General features: G+C 36.6%; 25 protein-coding genes and 1 tRNA gene. 9 read left to right on the forward strand and 17 right to left on the reverse strand.

The annotated features are described in order from the left end of the window. Positions 1-108: 108 nt before the first annotated feature. Positions 109-182 (reverse strand) — tRNA-Pro (locus A7A78_RS11560). Between the two features lie 146 nt (positions 183-328). Here A7A78_RS11560 and mqo point away from each other — a divergent pair. The 5 genes from mqo (at position 329) to A7A78_RS11590 (ending at position 9,780) form a co-directional block, all read left to right on the forward strand. Further along, positions 329-1,852: a malate dehydrogenase (quinone) gene (gene mqo / locus A7A78_RS11565; protein ID WP_068762625.1), complete on the forward strand. Its 1,524-nt coding sequence runs from the start codon at positions 329-331 to the stop codon at positions 1,850-1,852. A 93-nt stretch (positions 1,853-1,945) separates the two neighbouring features. Next, positions 1,946-2,908, forward strand: a complete 963-nt coding sequence (gene trxB, locus A7A78_RS11570; RefSeq protein ID WP_068762626.1) for a thioredoxin-disulfide reductase — start codon at positions 1,946-1,948, stop codon at positions 2,906-2,908. A gap of 129 nt (positions 2,909-3,037) precedes the next feature. Beyond that, the gene (locus A7A78_RS11575) at positions 3,038-4,594 is read left to right on the forward strand and encodes a helix-turn-helix domain-containing protein (RefSeq protein ID WP_068762627.1); all 1,557 of its coding nucleotides are present in this window, start codon (positions 3,038-3,040) and stop codon (positions 4,592-4,594) included. A gap of 20 nt (positions 4,595-4,614) precedes the next feature. Beyond that, positions 4,615-5,769: a tetratricopeptide repeat protein gene (locus tag A7A78_RS11580; protein ID WP_165593567.1), complete on the forward strand. Its 1,155-nt coding sequence runs from the start codon at positions 4,615-4,617 to the stop codon at positions 5,767-5,769. Between the two features lie 156 nt (positions 5,770-5,925). Further along, positions 5,926-9,780, forward strand: a complete 3,855-nt coding sequence (locus A7A78_RS11590) for a fibronectin type III domain-containing protein (RefSeq protein WP_094746130.1) — start codon at positions 5,926-5,928, stop codon at positions 9,778-9,780. A 75-nt stretch (positions 9,781-9,855) separates the two neighbouring features. On the opposite strand, the gene A7A78_RS11595 is transcribed toward A7A78_RS11590, so the two are convergent. The 6 genes from A7A78_RS11595 to A7A78_RS11615 all read right to left on the reverse strand — a co-directional run bounded on the left by A7A78_RS11595 (position 9,856) and on the right by A7A78_RS11615 (position 13,931). Then, a complete protein-coding gene (locus A7A78_RS11595) occupies positions 9,856-10,287 on the reverse strand; it encodes a hypothetical protein (protein ID WP_068762631.1) in 432 nt (143 codons plus the stop codon). A 152-nt stretch (positions 10,288-10,439) separates the two neighbouring features. Further along, positions 10,440-11,159, reverse strand: a complete 720-nt coding sequence (locus A7A78_RS11600) for a head GIN domain-containing protein (protein WP_094746131.1) — start codon at positions 11,157-11,159, stop codon at positions 10,440-10,442. 19 nt (positions 11,160-11,178) lie between these two features. Beyond that, entirely contained in the window at positions 11,179-12,933 is a 1,755-nt protein-coding gene (locus A7A78_RS11605) for a PspC domain-containing protein (RefSeq protein ID WP_068762632.1), read from the reverse strand. Continuing rightward, positions 12,930-13,268 carry a PadR family transcriptional regulator gene (locus tag A7A78_RS11610; protein WP_068762633.1) on the reverse strand — a complete coding sequence of 113 codons (339 nt, stop codon included), beginning with the start codon at positions 13,266-13,268 and terminating at the stop codon, positions 12,930-12,932. The genes A7A78_RS11605 and A7A78_RS11610 overlap by 4 nt, the downstream gene beginning before the upstream one ends. Beyond that, entirely contained in the window at positions 13,265-13,450 is a 186-nt protein-coding gene (locus tag A7A78_RS15010; RefSeq protein ID WP_131811137.1) for a hypothetical protein, read from the reverse strand. The genes A7A78_RS11610 and A7A78_RS15010 overlap by 4 nt, the downstream gene beginning before the upstream one ends. After that, complete coding sequence (locus A7A78_RS11615) at positions 13,434-13,931, reverse strand: DUF4870 domain-containing protein (RefSeq protein WP_068762634.1); 498 nt, start codon at positions 13,929-13,931, stop codon at positions 13,434-13,436. Before A7A78_RS11615 ends, A7A78_RS15010 begins: the two co-directional genes overlap by 17 nt. 133 nt (positions 13,932-14,064) lie before the next feature. Here A7A78_RS11615 and A7A78_RS11620 point away from each other — a divergent pair, with 133 nt between their 5' ends. Next, positions 14,065-14,520 (forward strand): DUF4442 domain-containing protein, encoded by a 456-nt coding sequence (locus A7A78_RS11620; RefSeq protein ID WP_068762635.1) that lies wholly within the window; start codon positions 14,065-14,067, stop codon positions 14,518-14,520. Positions 14,521-14,702: 182 nt separating this feature from the next. Continuing rightward, the gene (locus A7A78_RS11625) at positions 14,703-14,900 is read left to right on the forward strand and encodes a hypothetical protein (protein WP_068762636.1); all 198 of its coding nucleotides are present in this window, start codon (positions 14,703-14,705) and stop codon (positions 14,898-14,900) included. Positions 14,901-14,963: 63 nt separating this feature from the next. On the opposite strand, the gene A7A78_RS11630 is transcribed toward A7A78_RS11625, so the two are convergent. The 8 genes from A7A78_RS11630 to A7A78_RS11665 form a co-directional block, all read right to left on the reverse strand. Next, on the reverse strand, positions 14,964-15,902 hold the full coding sequence (locus A7A78_RS11630; RefSeq protein ID WP_068762637.1) for a hydrogen peroxide-inducible genes activator: 939 nt from the start codon (positions 15,900-15,902) through the stop codon (positions 14,964-14,966). 131 nt (positions 15,903-16,033) lie between these two features. Further along, entirely contained in the window at positions 16,034-16,465 is a 432-nt protein-coding gene (locus A7A78_RS11635; protein ID WP_068762638.1) for a DUF2141 domain-containing protein, read from the reverse strand. A 103-nt stretch (positions 16,466-16,568) separates the two neighbouring features. Next, positions 16,569-17,903: a DUF58 domain-containing protein gene (locus A7A78_RS11640; RefSeq protein ID WP_242649274.1), complete on the reverse strand. Its 1,335-nt coding sequence runs from the start codon at positions 17,901-17,903 to the stop codon at positions 16,569-16,571. Between the two features lie 85 nt (positions 17,904-17,988). Further along, complete coding sequence (locus A7A78_RS11645) at positions 17,989-18,981, reverse strand: AAA family ATPase (protein ID WP_068762640.1); 993 nt, start codon at positions 18,979-18,981, stop codon at positions 17,989-17,991. 4 nt (positions 18,982-18,985) lie between these two features. Continuing rightward, positions 18,986-20,173 carry a DUF4350 domain-containing protein gene (locus tag A7A78_RS11650; RefSeq protein WP_068762641.1) on the reverse strand — a complete coding sequence of 396 codons (1,188 nt, stop codon included), beginning with the start codon at positions 20,171-20,173 and terminating at the stop codon, positions 18,986-18,988. Beyond that, entirely contained in the window at positions 20,163-20,927 is a 765-nt protein-coding gene (locus A7A78_RS11655; protein WP_131811138.1) for a hypothetical protein, read from the reverse strand. The genes A7A78_RS11650 and A7A78_RS11655 overlap by 11 nt, the downstream gene beginning before the upstream one ends. Further along, positions 20,881-21,807: a hypothetical protein gene (locus A7A78_RS11660; protein ID WP_068762643.1), complete on the reverse strand. Its 927-nt coding sequence runs from the start codon at positions 21,805-21,807 to the stop codon at positions 20,881-20,883. Before A7A78_RS11660 ends, A7A78_RS11655 begins: the two co-directional genes overlap by 47 nt. Continuing rightward, positions 21,782-22,756: a stage II sporulation protein M gene (locus A7A78_RS11665; RefSeq protein ID WP_068762644.1), complete on the reverse strand. Its 975-nt coding sequence runs from the start codon at positions 22,754-22,756 to the stop codon at positions 21,782-21,784. Before A7A78_RS11665 ends, A7A78_RS11660 begins: the two co-directional genes overlap by 26 nt. Positions 22,757-22,795: 39 nt before the next feature. On the opposite strand from A7A78_RS11665, the gene A7A78_RS11670 reads away from it, so the two are divergent. Further along, the gene (locus tag A7A78_RS11670) at positions 22,796-23,521 is read left to right on the forward strand and encodes an RDD family protein (protein ID WP_068762645.1); all 726 of its coding nucleotides are present in this window, start codon (positions 22,796-22,798) and stop codon (positions 23,519-23,521) included. Further along, positions 23,518-24,144 (forward strand): trimeric intracellular cation channel family protein, encoded by a 627-nt coding sequence (locus tag A7A78_RS11675; RefSeq protein ID WP_068762646.1) that lies wholly within the window; start codon positions 23,518-23,520, stop codon positions 24,142-24,144. The genes A7A78_RS11670 and A7A78_RS11675 overlap by 4 nt, the downstream gene beginning before the upstream one ends. 32 nt (positions 24,145-24,176) lie before the next feature. Here the strand turns inward: A7A78_RS11675 and A7A78_RS11680 are convergent, their stop codons facing one another. Continuing rightward, positions 24,177-24,599, reverse strand: a complete 423-nt coding sequence (locus tag A7A78_RS11680) for a hypothetical protein (RefSeq protein WP_068762647.1) — start codon at positions 24,597-24,599, stop codon at positions 24,177-24,179. A 43-nt stretch (positions 24,600-24,642) separates the two neighbouring features. Further along, positions 24,643-25,356, reverse strand: coding sequence for a peptidylprolyl isomerase (locus tag A7A78_RS11685; protein WP_068762648.1), 714 nt, complete (start codon positions 25,354-25,356; stop codon positions 24,643-24,645).

Genomic DNA, 25,356 nt, shown 5'->3' on the forward strand with positions numbered 1-25,356 from the left:
TAAGTCGGGATGACAAGATTTGAACTTTTTTAGTAAATCGCCGTACGGCACGCTTCGCGTACCACCCAAAAAAATAAAGCACCGATTTTCTCGATGCTTTTAACTAAGTCGGGATGACAAGATTTGAACTTGCGACCCCACGCCCCCCAGACGTGTACGCTACCAGGCTGCGCTACATCCCGAATTTTGAAATGCAAAAATAACCAAATTATAAAGTTTGGCAAGTAGATTTTTGTTTAAATGACATACTTAAATCCATTAATGATTATTAGTATTTTCTTAAGCCATATTCCTTTTTTCATTGTTTATTTTTGATAAAAGTAAAAAAATGACCACCGTGAAGAAAATTGAAAATCATTACGACCTAATCTGTGTTGGAGGCGGAATTATGAGCGCCACACTCGCGTTGATGCTGAAACTGATAGATAAAAATCAAAAAATACTTATACTCGAAAGGTTGGACAGGGTGGCTTTGGAAAGCTCCGCAGCTTGGAATAATGCGGGAACGGGACATTCCGCTTTTTGCGAGTTGAATTACACACCCGAAAACGAAGATGGTTCCATCGATGTTTCAAAAGCAATAAAAGTTTGCACCCAATTTGAAAAATCGAAACAGTTTTGGTCCTTTTTGATAAATAATAATTTAATTAAAAACCCAAAAGATTTTATTCACCCTGTTCCGCACCATAGTTGGGTGGAAGGAGAAGATAATGTTGAATTTCTGAAGAAACGCGTAGCCGAAATGACAAAGCATCCTATGTTTGAGGGAATGAAATTTTCAGAAGATTTTAATGAAATGGAACAGTGGTTTCCGTTGATGATGACTGGAAGAAGTACTTCGGAAAAAATAGCGGCAACCCGAATGGAATTAGGCACAGAGGTAAATTACGGTGTACTTACCCGAACCTTTTTCAAAATTTTGGAAGAAAAATTTGACACCCCAGTTTTCACCCAGCACGAAGTTGAAGATGTAGATCCCACGAAGGATGAAGATTGGTTAGTAAAGATTAAAAATCTCGAAACGAAGGAAAAAATCCATTGTGATGCTGAGCATGTTTTTATTGGCGCCGGCGGTGGCGCATTGCCGTTGCTCCAAAAAGTGGAAATAGATGAAAAGGAAGGTTACGGCGGTTTTCCGGTAAGCGGGGAATGGTTAATCTGCAACAATCGCGAAGTGATTGAAAAGCATCACGCAAAAGTGTACGGCAAAGCCGAAGTAGGCGCCCCACCAATGTCCATGCCGCATTTAGACACTCGTTATATTGACGGGAAACAGGAACTCTTGTTTGGCCCTTTTGCGGGTTTCAGCACTAAATTTTTAAAGGAAGGATCATTCTTTGATCTTTTCAAAAGCATTAAATGGGACAATATTCCATCTATGTGGGGTGTTTTTTGGCATAATATTCCGCTCACAAAATATCTTATAGAGCAAGTGCGAATGGGCCATGAGGATAGAATGGAAGAACTTCGAAAGTTTATAAAAAACGCAAAAAACACAGATTGGGATTTGAAAGTTGCAGGACAGCGTGTGCAGATAATAAAACGCGATGAAGAGGAGGGAGGTACGCTTGAATTTGGAACTGAGGTGGTTCACAGTAAAGATGGAAGAATCACAGCACTTTTGGGCGCATCGCCTGGCGCTTCTGTTGCAGTGGATATTATGATTGATCTTTTGCATTTTGCGTATCCTGAAAAAGCAAAATCTGAAGCTTGGCAACAAAAATTCTCTGAAATGATTCCGTTTTGGAACAAAGAAATAGAACAAAATCCCGAAGAATTTAAAAATATACGCATCAAATGTTCTGAAGTACTTCAAATAAATCTTCCGAAGAAAAACGATAGGCTTGCTTAATACTTTAATAACAATTCTTCATAACTTTTAGAGGCACATTCCTTTGAAAGTTGCTATTTTTGCCATTCGAAAATCATTATTGAAGAAAATATCATGAGCGAAACTATTGAAAGAATAAAATGCCTTATCATTGGCTCAGGGCCAGCTGGATATACAGCGGCAATTTACGCTGCGCGTGCAGATTTAAAACCTGTTATGTACACAGGAATGGAGCCGGGCGGACAATTGACTACTACCACTGAAGTAGATAATTTTCCCGGCTACCCCGAAGGAATTGACGGTCCAACAATGATGGTGCAACTGCAACAACAAGCCGAACGTTTTGGAACGCAAGTGAGAATTGGAATGGTTACCAACGTTGAATTTAGCAACGAAGTTGGTGGAATCCACAAAGTAACTGTTGATAACTCTACTAAAATTGAAGCTGAAACCGTTATTATTTCAACTGGTGCAACCGCAAAATATTTAGGATTGCCAAGTGAGCAAAAGTTGCGTGGTGGTGGCGTTTCCGCTTGTGCTGTTTGTGATGGTTTTTTCTATAAAAATCAAGATGTTGCAATTGTTGGAGCAGGAGATACTGCTGCTGAGGAAGCTACTTATTTGGCAAATATTTGTAAAAGTGTAACTATGCTTGTTCGTAAAGATTACATGAAAGCTAGTAAAGCTATGCAACATCGCGTTAATAACACAAAAAACCTAAAAGTACTTTACAATACCGAAGTTGATGAGGTTTTGGGAGATATGGTAGTGGAAGGTTTGCGAATGGTAAACAACCAAACGGGCGAAAAGGAAGAGATAAAAATTACAGGTCTTTTTATTGCAATCGGCCACAAACCGAATACTGATATTTTTAAAGGTCAGCTGGATATGGATGATACAGGGTATCTTATCACCAAAGGAAAATCTACAAAAACCAATAAGCCTGGCGTATTTGCAAGCGGCGATGTACAGGACAAAGAATACCGTCAAGCGGTAACCGCTGCGGGAACTGGCTGTATGGCTGCACTGGATGCAGAGCGTTATCTTGCAACAATTGAGACTGAAGTTACCGCATAATTCAAGCTTTTTAAAAAATAAAGAGAGCATCTGAAATTTTTCAGATGCTTTTTATTTTCCAATAAATTGAAAATTCAAAACATTCTCCGTTTCTAATAAATTATATTTGCAGGAAAACCAGTGGTATCAATGAAAATCCGTTTCTTCCTATTTGCTTTTATCGCATTATTTTCTGTGACTGCAAGCGCACAGGAAATTATGGAACGGGAACAAATTTTTATTAAAAACCTCAATTCAGTCTATCAAAATCCCGAGCAGACCATTAAAGTTGCAGATTATCTTTTAGAAAATGCAACTTCAAATTCTGAAAAAGCGAAAGCACTTTATTTACTTTCAAAAGGAAAAATTCTCAGCGGAGCTACTTCCGAAGGGATTGAGGATTTATTTCGTGCGAAGGAAATTTTAAAGGAAAACGAATCCCCTTTTATTGCTTCATTAGTTTTGGCGGCACTTTCCGAACAGTGCCGAATGGCTGGAGTTGAAGATATAGCTTCAACTGATTTACAGAAAGCGATAAACCTTTCAAAAGAAATCATTTCCGAAAAAGATTTGGCAATAGCCAACACAGTGATTTTTCAGGAAGAATCCAAGATTTTTGCGCGAAGCAAGAATTATGAAAAAACATTCCAGAAATTAAAACAAGCTGAAAATTTATCAAATAATGAGGTTCCGGCACTGCGGGCAATTACACAGAATGAATTTGGCAATTACTATTTGAATAGTTCAAGACTTGACAGCGCCGAAGTACATTTTAAGAAATCAATTGCAATTTTAAACAGCTCAGAGTTAAACGATTCTTCTATTGAAAGTGTTGCGCTGCAAGGTTTGGGAAAGGTTTATTTGTTGAAGGATAATTTGGAAACTTCAATTCAATATTATAAAAGTGCCCTAAAAATTCCTTTTGTTGAGAACCCGATCAAAATTGAAATGTTTGATAATCTATCTGAGTTATATAAAAGAACGGACAGCATATCGCTGGCGCAAAAGTTTTATAACGAAAAAGCTTTGCTAAATGCATCAATGCTCGATTCTGAACGAAACGTGCGGAGCGTTATTATTTCACACATCGATGCGGAGCAGCAAAATAATTTGCTTGACGACAAAAAGAACTATTACAAATGGGGTGCTGGGCTTGCCGTTCTTTTTTTACTGATATTCGTTGGCTATTATTTTTACAACAGAAAACTCAACAGAGAATACCAACGTTTCCAAAAAGTAATTGCCCAAGTAGAAAAAGACGAAAAATTGGAAGCGCCTTTCAGTATTGATGACACTTCTTTAAAACCATCCAAAGGCATTGTAATTCCTGAAGAAACCGAAAAAAATATTTTAGAGCGTTTGGAAGAATTTGAGGCAACAACAAAATTTGCGAACAGCAATATGAATTTAAGCCTGTTGGCAAAACAGATGAAGACAAATTCTAAATATATTTCAGAAATTATACATACCCACAAACAGAAAAATTTCAACACCTACATCAACGAGCTTCGCGTAAATTATATTATCCATTTGATGAAAACCGATAAAGCCTACTTAAACTACAAAGTAAGTTATCTGGCCGAAACTTGCGGTTTTTCTTCGCATAGCGCGTTTACTGTAGTTTTCAAGTCTATTACAGGATTTACGCCCAAGCAGTTTATTGCTTTTTTAAAGAAAAGCAAAAAGGAGAAATCGGCAACTTTTTAGTACCTTTCGTTTTAATGAAAATGCAACAATTCACAGATAAGTTAATCCTTTTTTCCTGCGCTATTATTTTTTTTGGCGGGTCTTTTTCATCGTTTGCACAGACCAGAGCAGAATTGGACAGTTTACGTTCAGAAGCAAGTACTATAACCTATAACAATCCTGAACTTGCTATTGAAAAAGGTTTAAGCCTTTATAAATTGGCCAAGAAAGATCCTTCAACACAAATTGGAGCTTTAATAATTGTCGCCAATGGATATGCGGTTTTGAAGAATCATGATAAAGTTCTAGAATATGCTTTTCAGGCAGATTCTATTGCAAAAAACAGTAAAATTTACACAGACAGAATACGGGTGCTGGGTTTTATTGGCGGTGAATATCAACGTTTGAATTTGAGTAGCAAAGCGTTGAATTATTTAGATCAAGCTTATGAAATATCAGTGAGTCACCCATTGCCAGACTCCTTAAAATTTCTTCAAGGAAATATACTTTTTGTTAAGGGGTTGATCCAAAAAGACAATTTGGGCTGTGAGTATGCTTTGCAATATTTTAAACAAGCTGAGGAAGTTTTTAAGAATAATATTTCAAGCAATGCCATAAATGCTAGCGTTGCCATAGCTAGTAACAAAATAGGCGATTGTAATTTTGAAATGAAAGATTACAAAAAAGCGAAGGAAAATTATGAAGAAGCTATTGTCTATGCCAAAAAGATAAATGCAACTAAGAATATTGCCTATTCTGAGCTTGGTCTGGCGAATATTCTCTCAACGGAAGGGAAAAATGGTGAAGCCATTCAAATTCTTGAAAGAGCAATCCGCTCTATTGAAAATGTGAATGATATTGGTATAAATAGTGAAATTTACAAATCGCTTTCTGAAAATTATGCTGCAATTGGCAATGCTGAAAATGCCAATAAATACACATCGCTATATTTAGCGGAACAAGATAAATTACTTTCCGAAGAAAAGAAATCGCTAAATAAAGTTGTAAACGATTTGTCTTCAGAAAACGTAAAAAAGCGTGAGAGGCAAAAAGACAAATACAATTACCTTTTTCTGTTTTTTGGAATTGTATTACTGCTTGTAATTCTCATCGTGGTGAAAAAAATCATTGCTAAAAGACGAAAAATTTTCCTTCACAAAGAAGAATTGAAAAAATCTTCCAAAAATAAAAAATAACAAGTTAATTGATTGTTTTTTAAATAGTTATGATTATTTTTTGTTTTTTAAATTTCGTGAAATTTCACGAAAATCAAAAAACCTTTCCTTTTATTATAGTATATGGCGTTGTAGGTTTACGCTTCAAAATATTAATTTTTATTAAAGACTTTAGAAATGAAAAAATCATTACAAATTTTACTGTTCTTATTACTATGTGTGGGGCAGTACGCAAATTCGCAGTGTGACATCTCTGAGAATTTCGATTCTTACGAGAATAATGAGGTGCCAACTGATTGGACGATGATAAACACCACAGGTGATTCACAGGCATATGGGAAGGTTACGAGTAACCCTGCAGCACCAACTCCTCCAAAATATTTTAGGATGTATAATGCAGGCACCACCACTGGAGAATTAATTTTTATATCACCAATGAACGCGACTACTTCTGATGGAAATCACCGTTTAAAGTTTTATGCACAGGGCTCAGTAGAATCTAGTTTGATTGTGGGCACAACAAATGTTGGTGATGGAACGGGAACATTTACCACCGTTGCAACAATAGCTTTAACTGGTACCACAAATTCAGACTGGGTAGCACAGGACGTTAATATTCCAGCAGGAACAGACCAATACATTTTTTTTCAGCATAACCTTGGCTCAACGTTTGACCAAGTTAATATAGATAGCGTTTGCTTGGAAACTATTCCAACTTGTTTGGAAGTTACCAATGTAGCATTATCAAACCCAAGCCAAACAACGGTAGATTTAACTTGGACCGAAAGCGGTACTGGCGAAGACAACTGGGAGTATGTGGTACAAGAAGTAGGAGGTGGCGAACCAACTACTAATGGTACGGAATATACATCAACAGACACAAACCTCTTGGTAACAGTTGATAATTTAGATTTTGATACAGATTATGAAGCATATGTGAGAGCTAATTGTGGTGGAGGTGACTATGGCGCTTGGATAAAAGCGGGCAATACCCTTAGAACATTATGTGGTGCATTTACTGATAATTTTTGTGATGATTTTGCAGGAATACCTGATAATACAGTTCCTTTTTGCTGGAGTGTTGTTGATGAGCCTGCTGGTGGATGGGCTTATGTAAATTATATAGGGTCCTACGGTAAAAATATGTTTGAATTGTATTATACCAGTACAACTACAGGTGACATTATTGCAATTTCACCCGAAGCAACTTTTTCAACAGATGGAACGCACCGTTTGCGATTACAGGCAGGGGCATCAAGTGGAAGCCCGGCAGATATTTTGCAGATAGGTACTATTGATGGGTCAGGTACTTTTATCCAATTTACTTCACTTACACTAACCGCGGATAGAAATGCCGTTTACCTTGTAGATTTGCCTAACAACGGACACTCAAAATTTGCTTTCAAGCACGGTGGAGCTGTAAACAAATTTATTTGGATAAACACCGTTTGTGTGGAAGACATTCCTTCTTGTCTTGAAGTAACAGATGTTACTGCAACTAACATTCAATACAATTCAGCAAATATATCTTGGACTACAAGCGGTTCTGGGGAAACAACTTGGGAATACTTAGTGCAGGAAAGTACTCTACCTGCGCCAGAGCCTACTGCAAATGGTACCGAAACAGGGACCAATTCTGTTACTGTTTCTTTGGATCAAAACACAGCATATATTGCGTATGTTCGTGCAAAGTGTGATGTCTCAGATTATGGCGCTTGGATTGCTTCTGATTTATTTACAACAGCTTGCGATACTAAAGTTGCAGAATACAGTGATAGTTTTGAAGGACTTAATGAAAATGGTCAAGATGTTAAGCCTTGCTGGTCAATTTTAGATACAACTACGGGAGATTTTAAAACCTACGCATCACAAAACAATATTTTACCTTCTGACGGCAATTTAATGTTGCGTATGTTTTTCAGTACAAGTTCAGATCCGGAAGGATTAATTTTAAGCTCTCCTGAAACTTTAGATTTGAATGCTGATAAGCAAATTAGGTTCAAAATGAATAAAAGCGCTTCAACTACTGAAGGTTTTAACATCATTGTTGGTACAATGTCAGACCCACTGGATGCTTCAACATTTGTAGTATTGGATGATACAACTCTTAATGAAACCAGTATTGTAGCAGAAACTTGGACGGAATTCACCATAGACTTTTCAAACTATGATACTAGTTTAAACCATACATATATTGCTTTCAAGCCACAACATTCTGGGAATGGTAGTAACTTCAAGAATGTTTATATGGATGAGTTTCATTATGAATATGTTTTACCACAAGGTTTAAACGATGAACCGGTTAATGCGGCTATATTGACAGCATCTGATGACTATATGTGCAACAATGCCATAACGGGAGATTTTGTAGGTGCCACCCGTACTACAAATTATCCTTGCACGAATCCAGCTTATGATGCGTATAAGGATCTTTGGTACCGTTTTACGCCTACCGAATCTGGAAAATATGCTTTTAGTATTGAAAGCTTAACAGGCGAAGATGTAAATATTTTTATATTTGAAGGCTCTTCGGTAGATTTACAACCAATATCTGCTGGTTGCAGTACAAGATATACGGCACCAGAACTTAACGGGGGTGAAACATATTTTGTTTCTATTTCTAGCCCAGAACCAAATACGCAGTTCTCGCTTTGTGTATATAAATTTCCTGAAGTTCCTGTAAACGATGAGCCAACTGGAGCTATCATGCTTACAGAATCAGACGATGATAGTTGTAATAATGGATTAGAGGGCTATACTGCTTCCGCAACCCATTCTATAGATGTAGATTGCGGTGTAGATTTCTTAGATGTTTGGTACACTTTTGTGCCTACACAAACTGCAAATTATACTTTTAGAAAAACGCTTGTTAATGGAACAGCTCCAACTTACGTTGCTGTTTATTCAGGAGCACCTGGAAGTTTAACACGCATATCTGATGAGTGTACTACTTACTTACAAAGAGTAGATTTGACAGCAGGGGAAACATATTACATTTCCGTTTCAAGTTCGTTAAGTTCTAGGGCTATCTATTTTACTATTTGTGCCTATCCTTCCCCTCCACCGCCTGTAAATGATGAATGTTCGGGAGGTGTTGAATTAACCGTAGGTACTGATTTTGAAACTAGTTATATTATTGGAAATAGTACTTCTTCCACCCGTAATGTAAATGATCCATTGGTTAGTTGTGATGGACTTGAATTTGCTGAAAAAGGTAAAGATGTTTGGTATACTGTAACAGTTCCAGATTCAGGAAGATTGAAATTGGAAACCAGAACAAACAACGATCCATATTTATCAGATATGGGCTTGCAAGCTTATACAGGTATATGTGGGTCTTTGAGTTCTCTTTACTGTAGTTCAGATGAAGGAGAGGGATTCTTTAATTATATTGAACTTGATAATCTTGAACCGGGAACTGAAATTTTGGTGAGAGCTTGGGGTTATGCCGGAACATATGGCTATTTTAAAATAGCTGCTTATGATGATTCGCCAACTTGTGCCTCTCCAACTGATATTTCAGTTGACGAAATAACTGAGACAACTGCATTGTTAACTTGGACTGCACCATCTCCAGCACCTACCGGTGGTTATCAATACATTGTGCAATTGGCAGGAACTGGATACCCAGGAGCAGGAACAGGAGTTCCAACCTCTCAAACACAAGTAGCATTGGATAATTTAATGCCAGATACAGATTATGAAGTATATGTAAAATCAATTTGCAGCGCCAATGGAAGTGCTTGGGAAGGGCCAATATTATTTACAACCGAGGCAACGGCGGGAGTTACTGATCACGAAACCGCTTCGTTTAAATTTTATCCAAACCCTGTAAAAGATGTTTTGAATATTTCTTGCAAAGGATTGATTAAACAGGTCACTGTTTATAATCTTGCAGGGCAAAAAGTTTATAACACTGAAATAAATAATACTTCAGGTGAGATAAATATGGCCCATTTGGCTTCAGGTTTATATTTGGTTGAGGCGAAAGTAGATTCAGAAGTTATTAGATTTAAAGTAGTAGTTAATTAATCTTTATAGTTAGTAAAGCAAAAACCCCTCTCAAAATTTTTTGAGAGGGGTTTTTAATTTTATTTAAAGAGTAATTTATAATTTGGTGAACGTAAGCGTTTCAGGCTCACCGTTGTTTCCGCTATTTACTTCCAAACTTACTTGTGTGTTATTGGTAGAAACAATCGTCCAATTTTCAGTAATTAAATCAAACGGGGTGGTTTGGTTAAACTGTAAATTGAATTTTTCATCTTCACTGGAAACATTGTCATATTCCCAAGTGCCACTTTCTGCAAAAAGATCATTTTCTGCACTTACAGTTCCATCTTCATTAAACGTAAAAATGAAACTCTCAAAGTTTACGGTTTCATCAATTCCGCCTTCAGTGTAGGAGCTCACTGCCCAAGTTCCCTGCGGAAGTATTGTTTGTATGTCTTCAAATTGATTGTTACGGACATCTCCAGCATCATCATTGGAACTACAAGAGGCTATAAATATTAATGATAAAATTAAAATTAGTTTTTTCATAGTGTAAGGTTTTATCTTCAATATCGCTTTTTTGTAATAGATGGTTCTTAAAATTATGATAAATGAAAAAAGACCTAACAGCTATTTATGATAGTGTTAAGTCTTTTTTTGCAATTCGGGGTAAATTTTAAAAATAAAGAGTGTCGATAGCTTTACATTTTTTTTACGCTCCCCGTACTGCTTTTGTTTGAATTTACGGAAATAGGATCTCCGTAGTAATTTACATTACCGCCACTACTAACGTGTGTTTCCAAATTATCTTTTACATTAACAGTCACTTCTGCACCGCTGGAAGCTTCGGCATTACAGGTGGCTACAAATAATTCCTTCGCATCAATTTCACTGCCGCTTGAAGCGTCTGCAGTGAATGAGGAAGCCTTTCCAGAGACTTTTAAATCTGAACCACTGCTGGATTTTGCAGAAAGTTCCTTTGAAAAAACCTCTACTTTTAAATCTGCTCCACTGCTGCTTTTTAGGGAAAGTCGTTCACTTTTAATTACAGAGTTTACTGTTACATCCGCTCCGCTGCTTGCTTCAACGTTGGTCAGTTCTTTGTAAGTAACATACACTTTCTTTGCTTTTGAGTGGCCAATATTTTCTGAAGTGGTAACGTGCAGTTTTCCGTCTTCTACGTCGGTCTCAATATATTGAAGCAGGTTTTCATCAGCTTCCACAACTATTTTGTTTTCATCACCTTGCGTAAGGTAAACATCAAGACCAGCGCTACCGCGTACTTCTGTGAAATCTGCAGAAACGGTACGTTCTTCGGTAACAACATTTCCGTTTCCGTTTTCGCCTGTATTAATATTGAAATGGCAAGCACTTAAAAGAAGAGCTCCGGCAATGGCCATAATAAATTTTGTAGTTTTCATGATATTGGTTTTTTGGTTATTAATCAATAGTTACTGTTACTGTTTTACGGGAGCGTTTGGTGTTTTCTCCAACATTTTTTAAATCATTTTTCACCTCTTCTTCCCAGCTTTCGGTTTTAATGGTATCTATGACTTTTTCAGAGTTTATAATTTCCAAGGAATCCATTTCTTGAAAATTTTCCTCTTTTTCTTTACAATCCAGACATTCATAATCATTTTTCAACACTCTGTAATGGTGCGCATCATTGTCATAATCGCTCAATTCAGCAAAATTTGAACTGTAGTTATAATAAGAGTTTACATTTTCATCTGAATAAATAGCGGTTCCCTCAGGCAAATAAACCGTTATTTCTATTTGCTGGTCCCTGTACTTATTTTTAGTATCGGTGATGAAAAATCCATCAAGCACTAGACTGCTATTTTCAAAAGAATATTTGTATTCAATGGCTTCAGCACGTTTTTTTGCCTCCAGTTGGTTATTGCCTTCGGCAGATTTTTCAATGACAATTTTGCCAATTGAGTCTTTTGAAGATTTTATGTTCAGGATAATATCATTGGAATAGATTACCTTTTCTTCATTGGCGTTATATTTCAACTGCAGCGCATTATCCCGGCTCACTCTGTAACTAAATTGTTTGTCAGCACGCATCGAGATCTGTAAAGTATCTCCAGTTCGAACTGCCAATGCTTGCTCTTCAATATAATTACCGTCATAAGCTTCTTCAGTAGCCTGTTTGATTCCCAAAATGGTCAAGCCTATTATTGATAAAGCCCAAACAACAATCAAGGATATTTTCAAGGTAGGGCTCATTGATTTCAAATTGCTTATCAAGAGTTTCAGCCCTAATACAAACAATGCAAAAAACGGGATGCCAATGGCGAATAACCCCAATAAAGCCAGTAGCCATATAGGTACATTGGTTACATCAACCATAGCAATTTTTTCGGCTATTTCGTTACTGGCCCAATAATCCATGGAACCGAAAGTGAAAAATGCCACGACCAATCCAATAATGATTGAAAGGGAAACGATAATTATAAGTACACCAATGATTTTTGCGAACACTTTAAACAGTCCTATAATTAATTCTCCCAAGCTATCAAAGAAACCTGAAGCGCCACTTTTTATTTTATTGCCGTATTTGTCATAATCCACATTTTTTACACGGTCTGCAACATTGTCAAAACCTTCTTTAAATTTCCGTTCTATGTTTGAAATGTTGACCGGTTCGCCAGTCATTCGCAACTTTTCTGAAGTTGTAAGTGCTGGCGGAACCAAAATCCACAATAATATATAAACAACAATTGGAGAACCAAATCCAGCAACGATCAACAGTACCCACAGAAGACGGATCCAGATTGCATCAATACCAAAATAATGGCCCAGACCAGAGGAAACCCCTGAAATATATTTGTTGTCAATATCTCTAAAAAGTTGTTTGTGTGAAGCATTTCCGCGAGATTTTGAATATGTTTTTGACGAAGAAGGGGCATCCTCAAAAATCTCGTCATCAACTTCATAATCTTCCGGCTGTCCCATAACAGCAATCACCTCGTCCAGATTCTTCAAGGTTATTACTTGGGATGGGCTTTCAATTTTTTCAGAAAAAAGTTCGCCTATGCGGGCTTCAATATCCTGCATTATCTCTTCACTTCCGTCAGCACCTTTTAGCGATTTACGGATGGCGTCCAGGTAGCGCGAAAGTTTCCCAAAGGCATCTTCATCTATGTGGAACGAAGTGCCTGCCAAATTTATATTTACTGTCTTGTTCATTTTGTGTTTTTTTCGCTGGTTACTTTGTTTACGGCCTGTTGCAGTTCTGCCCAGGTATCGTTCAATTCGGTTAAAAATAATTTACCGGTGTCGGTAAGATCATAATACTTTCGTGGCGGTCCGCTGGTAGATTCTTCCCAACGGTAGGAAAGCAATCCCGCATTTTTAAGCCTTGTGAGCAGCGGATAGATTGTACCTTCCACGACAAGCATTTTTGCGTCTTTAAGGGTTTCAAGAATGTCTGAAGTGTAAGCCTCACCGTCTTTTAAAACGGAAAGAATGCAGAACTCCAAAACCCCTTTTCGCATCTGCGCTTTTGTGTTTTCGATTTTCATAATTGTTCTTTACTTGTTTTTAATTCCTGTTCGTTATTGATGATGAATGAATAAGGAAGCACGCTTGCGGTTTCTTCGCATTGTTGATGAGTCAATACGCTAACAGTTTCCTGTTCCTGCGGCATGCTTGCGCCTATAAACTGCAAAATGGCAGCCAATAGGTAACTAACTAATGTGCTCATTTTGAATAGGGTTTAGATTGGTTTTTATAAATTTAATACAAAGTGGATAGTTATAAAGCTGCCCGCGCGAAGCGTGGATGGAAGCATTGATTACTGCGTAAAGCTCGAAAACGAACAGTGCAACCAGCAACAAAATTGCTAAACCAAATAATAAAATATATCCCGAAAGATTTTGAATATTGCTCATTGAAAAATGTCCGGCGCTATGATCAATCGTTTCTATCAATGAAATAAAATCTGTTGCGAAAATGATAAAAAACGGAAGGCAGATTAAACCTATTAATATAGTATAGATCAAAACGCTCAACTGAAAATTGATAGCTTGTTTTCCGTGTTCGTCCACAAAAGCTTTTTCTTTATTAAAATTCCAAATCAATAATGGAGCGATAAAATTCGCAAACGGGAAAAAGTATTTTAAAAAGGTAGATAAGTGAATAAATGCACTTACGTTTTTTTGATTTTCTGAAATTGTAGTTTCCATAGCTAATTATTTTCTTATACAAATATATGTCTAAAAGATAGTAGTGTGTTACACATAGTACTAAAATTAACATATTTTTAACGAATAGGAAGTATGTGATTTATTGAATATCTTCGTGAAATATTTCTTAGAAATGAAACTCAGCCCAAGTAAAATCAATACTTTCTTATTGTTTAAATTACCTTCCGCATATTTTACTGGCGTAAGGGTAAAATCCATTTCAGAAACTACTTGCGTAACAACTGTGAAGCACAGATGGATTAATCAGAACCCGTTTAAATCCATGTTTTGGGCGGTACAAGGGATGGCTGCTGAACTCAGTACCGGCGCAATGGTTATGGCCAAAATTAAAGAAACCGATCAAAAAATATCGATGCTTGTTGCTAATAATAAAGGTACATTTTCAAAAAAAGCAAAGGGCAGAATTACTTTTGCTTGTAATGACGGAGATTTAATAGATAGTGCTATAAAAAAAACAATAAGCACTGGGGAGGGACAAACTTGCTGGATGAAATCTGAAGGAAAAGATAGTATGGGTGAGGTTGTTTCTGTGTTTGAATTTGAATGGACTGTGAAGATTAAGAAATAAATTTTCAATGTATTTAATAGTTATAAAGGGGGATTTGGTGCATTAACAAATTTTTAACAGGTTTTAAAAGAACTCAAAGAGAATTTAATTGACATTTATTTGTTATATTTAAATCAGATTAATCCATAAAACTTCGCCTATTATTAAAAAGCTACTTAATTTTTACTAAACCTCAATTAGCTATGGCAAGAGCAATGTTTGATTACACCAAAGCTGTACTTTCAAAAGTAAGTTTTGACGTCAATTTGTTCTGCAAGGAATTGAAAAAAGCGTTAACCAGATTGCTTCCCTACGAAGTAGAGGAACTTAAACTCTGGATTGACTCACTTATCAAGCAGAACCCCCAATTAAATCAATGTCTAATCTATCTAAACCCATAAAAAAATCCCCCTGAGCAATCAGGGGGATTTTTTAGTTATTGAGTTATTGGATAGTTTAGCCGATTATTTTTTTATTGGGCTAATTATTTTCACATCCTCAAATGCAATCGCACCACGGATAACGCCGGAAATTATATCGTGCAATGCATTTATAATTTGCATTTTCAATTCGCTTTTACTGTAAATAAGGCTCACCTCACGGGCTGGAGACGGTTCCTTAAAATATTTTATATTTTTGGTTTGGGAAGGGAGTATATCCAAAGTATGCAAATAGGGCAGAAGCGTCATTCCTAAACCTTCGTCGGCAAGTTTTATTAACGTTTCAAAACTGCCGCTTTCCAATTGAAATTTTTCACTTCCCCCATTTTTTGAAGCTTTGCAAAGATTTATAATTCCATCGCGGAAGCAATGGCCATCTTCCAAAAGAAGAATGTCTTCAATATCAAGATCATTTACCTCCAATTTTTCTTTTGAAAACAACCTGTGGCTTTCTGGAATATAGCCCACAAAAGGTTCATAATACAAAACCCGTTCTTTAATTTTTTCATGGCCAAGCGGTGTAGCTGCAATGGCGGCATCCAAATAGCCATCGTTTATTTTAGTTATTATTTCATCGGTGTTAAGTTCTTCAATTTTCAATTGCACCTTTGGATAACGGTTTGAAAAATTCTTTAAAAACATGGGGAGCAATGTTGGCATTACCGTAGGAATTATACCCAGTTTGAAAGTACCGCCAATAAATCCTTTTTCTTGGTCCACAACATCTTGCATCCGTTCCGATTCATTGACGATGTTTCGGGCCTGCTCCACAATTTTTTTTCCAACGCCGGTAAGCTCAATTGGTTTTTTGCTTCTATCGAAAATTTGGATTTCAAGCTCGTCTTCCAGCTTTTGAATTTGCATACTCAAAGTGGGTTGTGTAACAAAGGTTTTTTCTGCAGCTTTCGTGAAGTTTTGATGTTCAGCCACGGCCAGAACATATTTAAGTTGGGTGATTGTCATTTCATTAAATATTTAAACAAAGATAGTTTTTATATCAGAAAAAACTATCACAATATTTAAAAGCGAAGATTTTATTTATAACAAAAAGCCCGATTTTTAGTTCGGGCTTTTCAAATTCTATTTCTAAAGTTTTACATTCTAATTTCCATCTCAATGGTTTCATTCCCAACCTCAAATTTTGCATCGCTCCACTGTGGAGGGCCGAAACTCATTATATTATTGGAAATTCCGTAAGGCTCCAGCGGCATTCCATTTACATCAAAATCCATTTGTTTGTTGCCATTTTTATCCTGAAACAATGAAATGCCATAAGTTCCGGGGACTACATTTTCGAAAGTTGCAATGGCTTTTCCATCAACAATTTCGGCAATTGCTCTTTTCATTGGAGCGGCTTTTAAAAATATGTCTTCCGTATAAAGACCAACCAGCACGTTGCCTTCGTCACTAGTTACCGGAACCGTTACGGTTATGGTTGTTCCTTCGGAAGTTGAGGCCGTGTCGTTTTGGGCATTTACAAAATGTGTGAAAAATGTGATACCAATTAATGCGATGATTGTTTTCATAAGAATACGTTTTAGTGTGTTTGAATTATGAATCAAATGTCCAAAAACTTCGCTTTTGAAAGAAAAAGCAATATCCCAACTGTCGAAATTTTATGCTGAAATGTTATAAAAGCCCTCTAGCCTTTATTTCCAAATACTTATTAATGGTGTTCACGGTGAGATTTTCCGGCGCGGTAAGTATGGATTGAATGCCGTATTTGTGAAGTTCGTTAACTATCAGTTTCTTTTCATAAATGAATTTTTCGGCAATCGTCTTCTCAAAAACTTGATGGGTCGTGCTAGCTTTTTTATTCATAAAAGATTTCAACTCCGTATTTTCAAAAAAGATAACCACCAAAAGATGTGTCTTATTGATTGCCTGTAAATAGGGCAACTGACGATGCAAGGCATCCATAGTTTCAAAATTTGTGAATAGCAAAAGCAGGCTTCGTTGCTTGATGTGTCGCTTCACATCAACATACAAACGCGAAAAATCACTTTCCGAAAAGTCGGTTTCCACATTGTAAAGTGTTTCCAAAATTAAGTGCATTTGTGCACTTCGCCTTTGCGCAATTACACGATCATCCACTTTTCTGGAAAAAGTGAACATTCCCGCTTTGTCGTGTTTTTTGAGGACTATGTTTGAAATAACAAGCGTAGCATTAATCGCATAATCCAGCAAACTCAATTGGTTGAAAGGCATTTTCATCACCCTTCCCTTATCAATCACGGCATAAACTGGCTGCGATTTTTCGTCCTGAAATTGGTTCACCATCAAGCTGCTTCGTTTCGCCGTGGCTTTCCAATTTATGTTCCGCACATCGTCGCCCGATGTGTAATCTTTTATTTGCTCAAACTCCATTGTATGGCCGATTCTTCGGATTTTTTTAAGTCCGAAAAGCTTCAATCTATTGGTAAAAGCGAGGAAATCATATTTTTTAAGCTGAAGAAACGAAGGATAATTTGGCACCATCGCTTCCGCGGAAAACTGTTGTTTCCGGGCAATCAATCCCAAAATAGTTGATGAAAAAATATTCAGATTTCCGAAGTGATATTCCCCGCGCTCCGTTGGCCGGACTTGATATGTAAATTTCTTTTCATCGGAAGCATTCAAAATAGCTTCAATCTTAAAATCACGAATCTGCCATTGAATGGGCAATTCGTCGATAATCTTCACGGAAGTTTTAAACTGAAACCTATTTACAACCTTAATTTCAATGGAATTATCATCACCGTTGGAAAGTTTTTCGGGCAGTATTCGCTGTGCCTGAATTCCAGTTTTATTTCGATATAATAAGAAAACATCAAAAACAAAAACTCCCAAAAGCAAATAAAACAAAAGCTTTGCCACGCCAAACAGTTCCTGAAAGAAGTACGAAACCACAAACAGAATCGCAAGCGAGAACATCACGATGAAAAATCGCTTTTTTAAGTATAGGCTTTTAAGGAATTTCTTCAATTTAAAATTTTTTTCAAGTTTATTGTTTCTGGTTTCAAGTTTTAAAAATTATAATTTATTTTTTCTTCTCACTTTTCACTTCTCACTATCTCGGAATTTCAATAGTCTCAATAATCTGTTGCACCACTTTATCGGCTGTAATTCCTTCCATTTCGCGCTCTGGCGTGAGCATAATTCTGTGTCTTAAAACCGACGGAGCAATTTTTTTAATGTCATCCGGAGTTACAAAATCACGTCCATTCATTGCTGCCAAAGCTTTGGAAGCGTTCATAATTGCTAATGACGCACGTGGCGATGCGCCCAAAAATAGATTTGCATTTGTTCGCGTGTTATCTACAATTGCGGCGATGTATTTCAGCAAATTACTTTCAATAATTATTTGTTTAATGGTGTGCTGATATTCCGCAATCTGTTTTGCGTTCAGCACTTGTGTCACGCTATCCAAAACGAAAGCATCCTTCCGGTGGTGTTCGTTTTCAAGAATGTGGATTTCCTCTTCCAAACTTGGATAAGGCACGTTTATTTTGAAAAGAAAACGGTCCAATTGCGCTTCGGGTAAAGCGTAAGTTCCTTCTTGTTCCACAGGGTTTTGTGTTGCGAAAACCAAAAATGGCGGTTGCATTTTATATTCGGTTCCGTCCATTGTTACTTGGCGCTCTTCCATTATTTCGAAAAGTGCAGCTTGCGTTTTTGCTGGCGCACGGTTTATTTCGTCAATCAAAACTATGTTTGAAAATACGGGACCTTGCTTGAATTCAAACTCGCTCGTTTTTACGTTGAAAATTGAAGTCCCCAAAATATCGCTCGGCATTAAATCTGGCGTGAATTGGATTCTGCTGAAATCTACCGCCAATGTTTTTGCCAATAATTTTGCAGTCAACGTCTTCGCAACGCCGGGTACGCCTTCAATCAACGAATGGCCGTCTGTAAGTATTGAAATGATGAGCATTTCCAGCATATCGTGTTGCCCAACGATTACTTTCCCCAATTCGGCTTTTATTTTTTCAACAGCTTCCTGCAGATTTTTTAAATCTAAACGTGAATTGAATTCCAACGGATTTTCCTGTGTTTCTTCCATAATTTTATAATCTAAATACTTCTATTTGTTTGTTCAGTTCCAGCAAATCGGCTTCGCTGTGAACAGATTTTTCTTTTAAATGTTTTATTAAATGCATCAATTTCTGCGTTTTTTCCAAAGTGTTACCACTTTTTAAAGCCAGTTTTTTTATGAAATCTTCTGTAATTTCAGTTGTATTTAAATAATATTTTGAGCGAAGTGTTTCCATAAAATAGGTGATTTTCTTCGCAATAATATTGCTGTAATCTTTATGCTGAAAATACAGATCGCCAATTGTTTTCGTGAATTCCACCGAAGTATTTTCCAATGGTTCCATAACTTCCACAATTCGTTGTTCGCGTTTTCCTTTGAAAAGTACAAAAATCAACAATCCGCCAATCAAAACATAATATGCCCAAGTGAGCGGCGCTTGGTCCAAAACAAACCGCATGGGCGAAGTGACCACTTTTCGGCCTGATTTTAAATATTCATCCCAATAGATTTTATCGGCATCAATGTATGAAAGTACGTTGGCGGCGTATTGTTCGTTGCCTTTTAGCAAATAATAATTTGAAAAAGCTTCGGGCAAGTTGTGCAATAAAAACTGTCCTTTTCCGAAGTTTACTTTCACATAATTCAAATCTCCCAATACACTTTCGGCATTTTCATAATATCCCAGGGCCGTGGTTTTTAAGGTGTCAATTTCGTTAAATGAAGCTTTAAAAACCCCTTTTTTGAAAGCGGGAAGCGAATCCTGCTTTAGAGAAGGCGAGAAAAATTGAGGGCGAATTTCTTCTTCCAAAATATTGTAATTGGCCGTGGATTCGATGCCCAGGGAATCCCGCAGAATGTAACCAATGCTACGGGAAGCGATAAATACTGTGTTTCCGTTTTCCACATATTTTAAAATTTTATCGGTCTGTCTTTCATCAAAGAATATTTCGTCATTGATAAAAATATAGGCCGAATTTTGCGCATAGGTGCCATCCGTCAAAAACTCATAGGGATCTTTGTCAATTTTTTCGATTTTCACATTTTTGAAAAGGGAAGGTGCTTCCTCAAAAAGCACAAATCCGCCAAACGGAATTTTATCAGTAGAAATATAACTTGCACGCCAATCAATCGGTTTTGGACGCACAAGCTCTGTAATCACGATGCTTAGCAGCGCAATCCCAAAAATCCACAGTACTCTTTTTGAACGTTTATCCAGCATTTTTTAGGTTTTGGTTCAGTCGTTCAAAATCTTTTTTGGCGTTTTCAAATCCTGCTTTGTCCAGCGCATATTCGCCGTACCAAATATTATCGTACAAATAGGAAGTTTTTTTGAAGTTCTCCTTCAAACTTTCACTTGCAATTTCGCGGTAATAATCGCTATTTGTCTTTTCAAAATGCCAATCGATTATATTATTCAGCGATAGCAATTTCAGTGATTTTAGATACATATATCTAATAGCCAATCGGTAATTTTCTTCCTTTAGAGCATTTTTTATGTAGCTGTCCAAATCTACGTTTTCAATGTGTTCCTCTTGAATATTGAGCGGCGCGACCATTTTACTTTTTCTACTGAAAAATGACGAAGCATTATCGCCCACGAGCAGTTTCACCAAAATATAAACCGCAAAAATGATAAGCAACCCATAAATAATGAATTTGATAATTTGGTACATTTCGGGCGAAAGATTTATTCCGAAAATTTCCCCAAGCTTGCTGAAAAACCAATTGATTGCACGCCCCAGAAAATTTTCTGCTTCGCCTTCCATAGCATCGTAATCAAAGTCGGTCCCAGAATATTTTTCGGATAAATTTTCCGAAAAATGCCTTTGAGCAACCTTGCTACTATCAATTGAAACTGCAAGACTATCTTTCACATTTGCAGTTGCAAAAAAAGTATTCAATAGGAAAAATGATATGAAAAGAAATCTATTCACCCGCACCAATATTATCAATTCGTTCACGCGTGGCTTCATTATACGTTTCCTCGTGAAGGGAATAATAGAGAATTCCGTTCGCAAACTGCGAGAGGGATTGGTTTAGGGTGTAAAGTATCAATAATACCGAAACGGCAAGCGTCCAAACCACGTTTGCTACTGGTGAATTGGCGAGATCAACCCCTGTTTCCAAAGAATGGAAGGCGTAAATACCTATTAAAATTCCCGGAACCATTAAAACGACCATCATTAAAATTCCGAGGAGCATCCCGATTACAAGATTTGAAAGCACACTTTTCCAAAAGAACTTTCTCATCAACTTCCAACCTTCCCCAAATGCGTCGGTTACCTCTTTATTATCGTTTATCATTGCCATAAATGAAAGACCCATCCAACTCATATAAGCCAAAAGAATTATATAATATGCAATGCTACCCAATAGTGGTATAAAAGAGATAACCACGCCAATAATCATAATCACAACATACATAAACATTGCTAAAATGATGAATAGGACTATTTTTCCGAGGTTTTGTTTAACAACATCCCAGACTTTTCTTTTTTCTACAGCTTCGCCTTTATTTTTTTCATATTGAATCATATAAACTGCCGCAAGACTATAATTTAGCACTGCCGTAATAATAAAAAGAATTAAGAAACCTACGGCGCCGGCAATAAAATAGGCTTCGTAATTTGAATTATCTGCTTCTATTCCATAAACTGGAGTGTTTACAAAACTACCGACGAAACCAGTTACCAAAAGATAACTTACCCCCAAAAAACCGAGAATAAAAAGACCGTTATAGCTTATGAAAATATTTAAAAAAGGCTTAAGATTCTTTTTGAAAAACTCAAAATAGGTTGTGATTATTTCGCCTATATCGCGTTGTTGTTTAAGCGGTATATGTTTGTGTTGCATGCTTTTTGTTGAGGATAATTGGATAAATAACGTAATAAAAAATAATAAGTGCCAAGGAACTAAAAATAATAGTCATTGCCAACCAAACCGGCATATTGCTGTAACGGGTTATGAATCCTTCAATAAAGCCAGCAATGATGAAAAAAGGAATTGTACTAACCACAATTTTAAGGCCGTCCTTTGCGCCTTTTAAAAATGAAATTTTCCGTGAATATGTTTTTGGGAAAAGAATGCTGTTGCCCATCACCATTCCTGCACAACCAGCAATTACGATTACTGAAATTTCAATAGTTCCGTGCAGCCAAATGCTTTTTGAAGCTTCAAAAAGCAAATCGCGATTATAGAAAAACGTAAAAAATGCCCCGAGCATCACACCATTGCTGAAAAGCAAATAAGCTGTTCCCAAAGAAGTAATCACTCCGAAAGCGTAGGCCAAAAATGCCACGCGAATGTTGTTAATCGTGATTCCGAGAAAAGTGCCGATCTCGCTGCCGCTTTTGTAAATAGCGGTTGGGTCGCCTTTGTCAATATTGTTTAAGGTTTCGTTTACGTAGCCATCTCCCAAAATCAACCGAACGAAAGAGTCATCATTCAGTGCTGAAATTGCCCCAATTGCGGTTGCTACGGCAAATATTAAAAACGAAAAAAGCAAAATGCGCTGATGCTGACGAAAAAAAAGCGGAAATTCATATTTCCAAAAACTTACGATTCTATTTTTCGACTCTTTTTTGTTTTTATAAATCTTTTGGTGCGCCTGCGAAGCCAACGAATTTAAATACTGAAGCGCCTTGCTGTCAGGATAATAGGTTTGCGCATAGGCAAGATCATTGGTAAGTTGGATGTAATGGTCGGCAAGCTGGTCTGGACTTATTTTTGAATTAAGTGTGATTGCCTTTTCAAAAGCAATCCATTTTTCCTTATTTTGCTTGACGAATGCTGCTTCGCGCATCTGTTGAAATTTTCGATAAATATAACCACTTGCTTTTACATGGCAAACTTAGAAATCAATACAACCCAAAACGTAAACCTAGACTATAAAATAGTTAGTGTAGGCGAACGTATTCTAGCTTTTTTAATAGACCTATTTCTGTTTTTCGTGTATTTCTATATTGTTGAATTAGCCACGGAAGCAATGAATATGGCTTTTAGCGACAACTGGGCCGTTTTCGGCCTACAACAATTAATGCTAGTGCCGGTAATGTTTTATTCGCTTTACATGCACATACTTTTCAACGGAAGAACGGTAGGGAAGATGGCGATGAAAACGCGTGTTGTTAAGGTTGATGGAAGCCCAGCACGGTGGAGCGATTATATGGTTTTGTGGATGCTTCGTTTAGTTGATATTTGGATCTTTTTGGGATCGATCGGATTACTTTCCATTATTTTTTCTGAAAAAAGACAGCGGGTTGGTGATCACGCCGCTGGAACTGTAGTGATAAGCACAAAAAATAAAGTGAAAATAAGCCACACCATTTTAGAAGAAATAGCAGACGATTATCAACCGAAGTTTTTGAATGTGATTAAACTGAGCGACAAAGATGCCAGACTTATAAAAGAAACTTATCTTATCGCAATAAAATCAAATGATTTCAAAACATTACATACACTTCGGAAGAAAGTGGAAAGTGTTTTGGAAACTTCTTCAGATTTATATGATAAACAATATATAGACACCGTTTTGCGCGATTATAACCATTTTACACAGAACATGTGAAGCTAATTTTAATCATAGATATTCTGGGAACCATCGCGTTCGCCATTTCAGGAGTGCTTACCGCGCTCAACAAACGTTTGGATCCATTCGGGATATTAATCATTGCTTTCGTAACGGCAGTTGGTGGTGGAACATTACGCGACATTCTCATTGACGCAAACGTAGCCTGGATGCGCAATCTCACGTTTGTATATGTAATTTTCGGTTCTACCATTTTTGCGGTAATTTTCAGAAAAAGGCTTGGCTATATTCGCCGTTCCTTATTTTTATTTGATACCATTGGAATTGCGCTTTATACAATAGTTGGCGTGGAAAAGGGGATTGCAGCAGGTTTTCATCCTATAATTTGCGTGGCTTTGGGAACAATGACTGCTTGCTTCGGCGGTGTGCTTCGCGATATTCTTTGCAATGAAATCCCGATTATTTTCAGAAAGGAAATTTATGCCACGGCTTGTATTTTGGGAGCTTCGGCGTATTTCTTATTGCACAATACTCCAATTTCTGAAGATTTTATCGTGATTATTTCGGGTTCTATTGTGATTATAGTTCGGTTGTTGGCGGTATATTTTAATCTTTCGTTGCCGAGTATTTATAGGAAGGAAGTTGATGAGACTATGAGTTGAAGAAACGAAAATATACTTTATTCCACTTTAATTTATTCTTTAGACCATCTTATACCACTGTATTTCTCGCTCAAAAGCAGATTGTTTTTACTGTGAAAAAAAACTCTAAAAAAATAAATGATTAATAAAAATAAAAATCTATCTAACATAATTAAGATTGAATAAATTACAAATGCTTTATTCAATTTTTTATGATTTTTATAGGTTATTGAAACTTTAAAAAGTTTCATACCTAATGTCCTATTAAAAAAAAATTCTGATAGTGTAAAAAAAATAAAATAAATAAAAAATAGAAATAGCCAAGGAAAATCTCTAGCAAGATCAAGTTGAAAATAAATAGTATATTCCAATAGAGAGATTAACAAACCAAAGATTGCAAAGTCTACGAAAAGAATAGTCAGCTTTAATTTAATTGATACTACTTTAATAGCGCTTTTATCTTTTCCTATTGACATATTAGTAGATTTTATTTTTCACTTTTTTTAAAAAGAAGAGATTTTACTCCAAAACTTTTGCCGAAATATAAATATTGTTCAACGGCCAATCCCCATCGTCCGCCTTCACTTTTGAAATTTCCTCCACCACGTCCATTCCTTTTGTAACTTTTCCGAAGATGGTATAGTTTCCATTTAAATGCGTAGTTGAAGTTTTTGGCCCGAGGAATATGAAAAATTCATAAGGCGCTGTTCTGTTATCAGGGTTTTCACGATATTCCTTAGCGCCGGAAACAGTTCCATATTCGTGCACACGGCCCGGAATTATTTCTGAGGGAAGTAAATATTCCTTTCCAAGTTCCGCGCGTTTTTTCTGTGTTGAAACCAAATCACTATTACCGGCTTGGATTATAAAATTTGGAACCACGCGATGGAAAAAAGTTTCATCAAAATAATGCTGCTTCACCAAATAGATAAAATTAGCGCGGTGCAAAGGTGTGTCTTTATAAAGTTCAATTTCAATATCTCCAAAAGAACTGCTTATCAAAACCTTGGTTTCAGGATTTTTCTCGCCGTATTCGGTTAGAAATTGAACCACGTTTTCATTTGTGATTTCGGGATAATTTTGGGGATTCTCTTTTTCCGGTTTAATTTTTATTTCTTTCTCCGGTTTGATTTCGTTTTCGATTTCAGTTTCAGTTTGGGAAGCCTTTTTCTTATCTTCACAGCTTCCGAATAATAGCACAATTCCGAACAAATAAATAAACAACTTCATCAT

Origin of the sequence: Aequorivita soesokkakensis (assembly GCF_001641085.1) — a bacterium.
GTDB lineage: Bacteria > Bacteroidota > Bacteroidia > Flavobacteriales > Flavobacteriaceae > Aequorivita > Aequorivita soesokkakensis.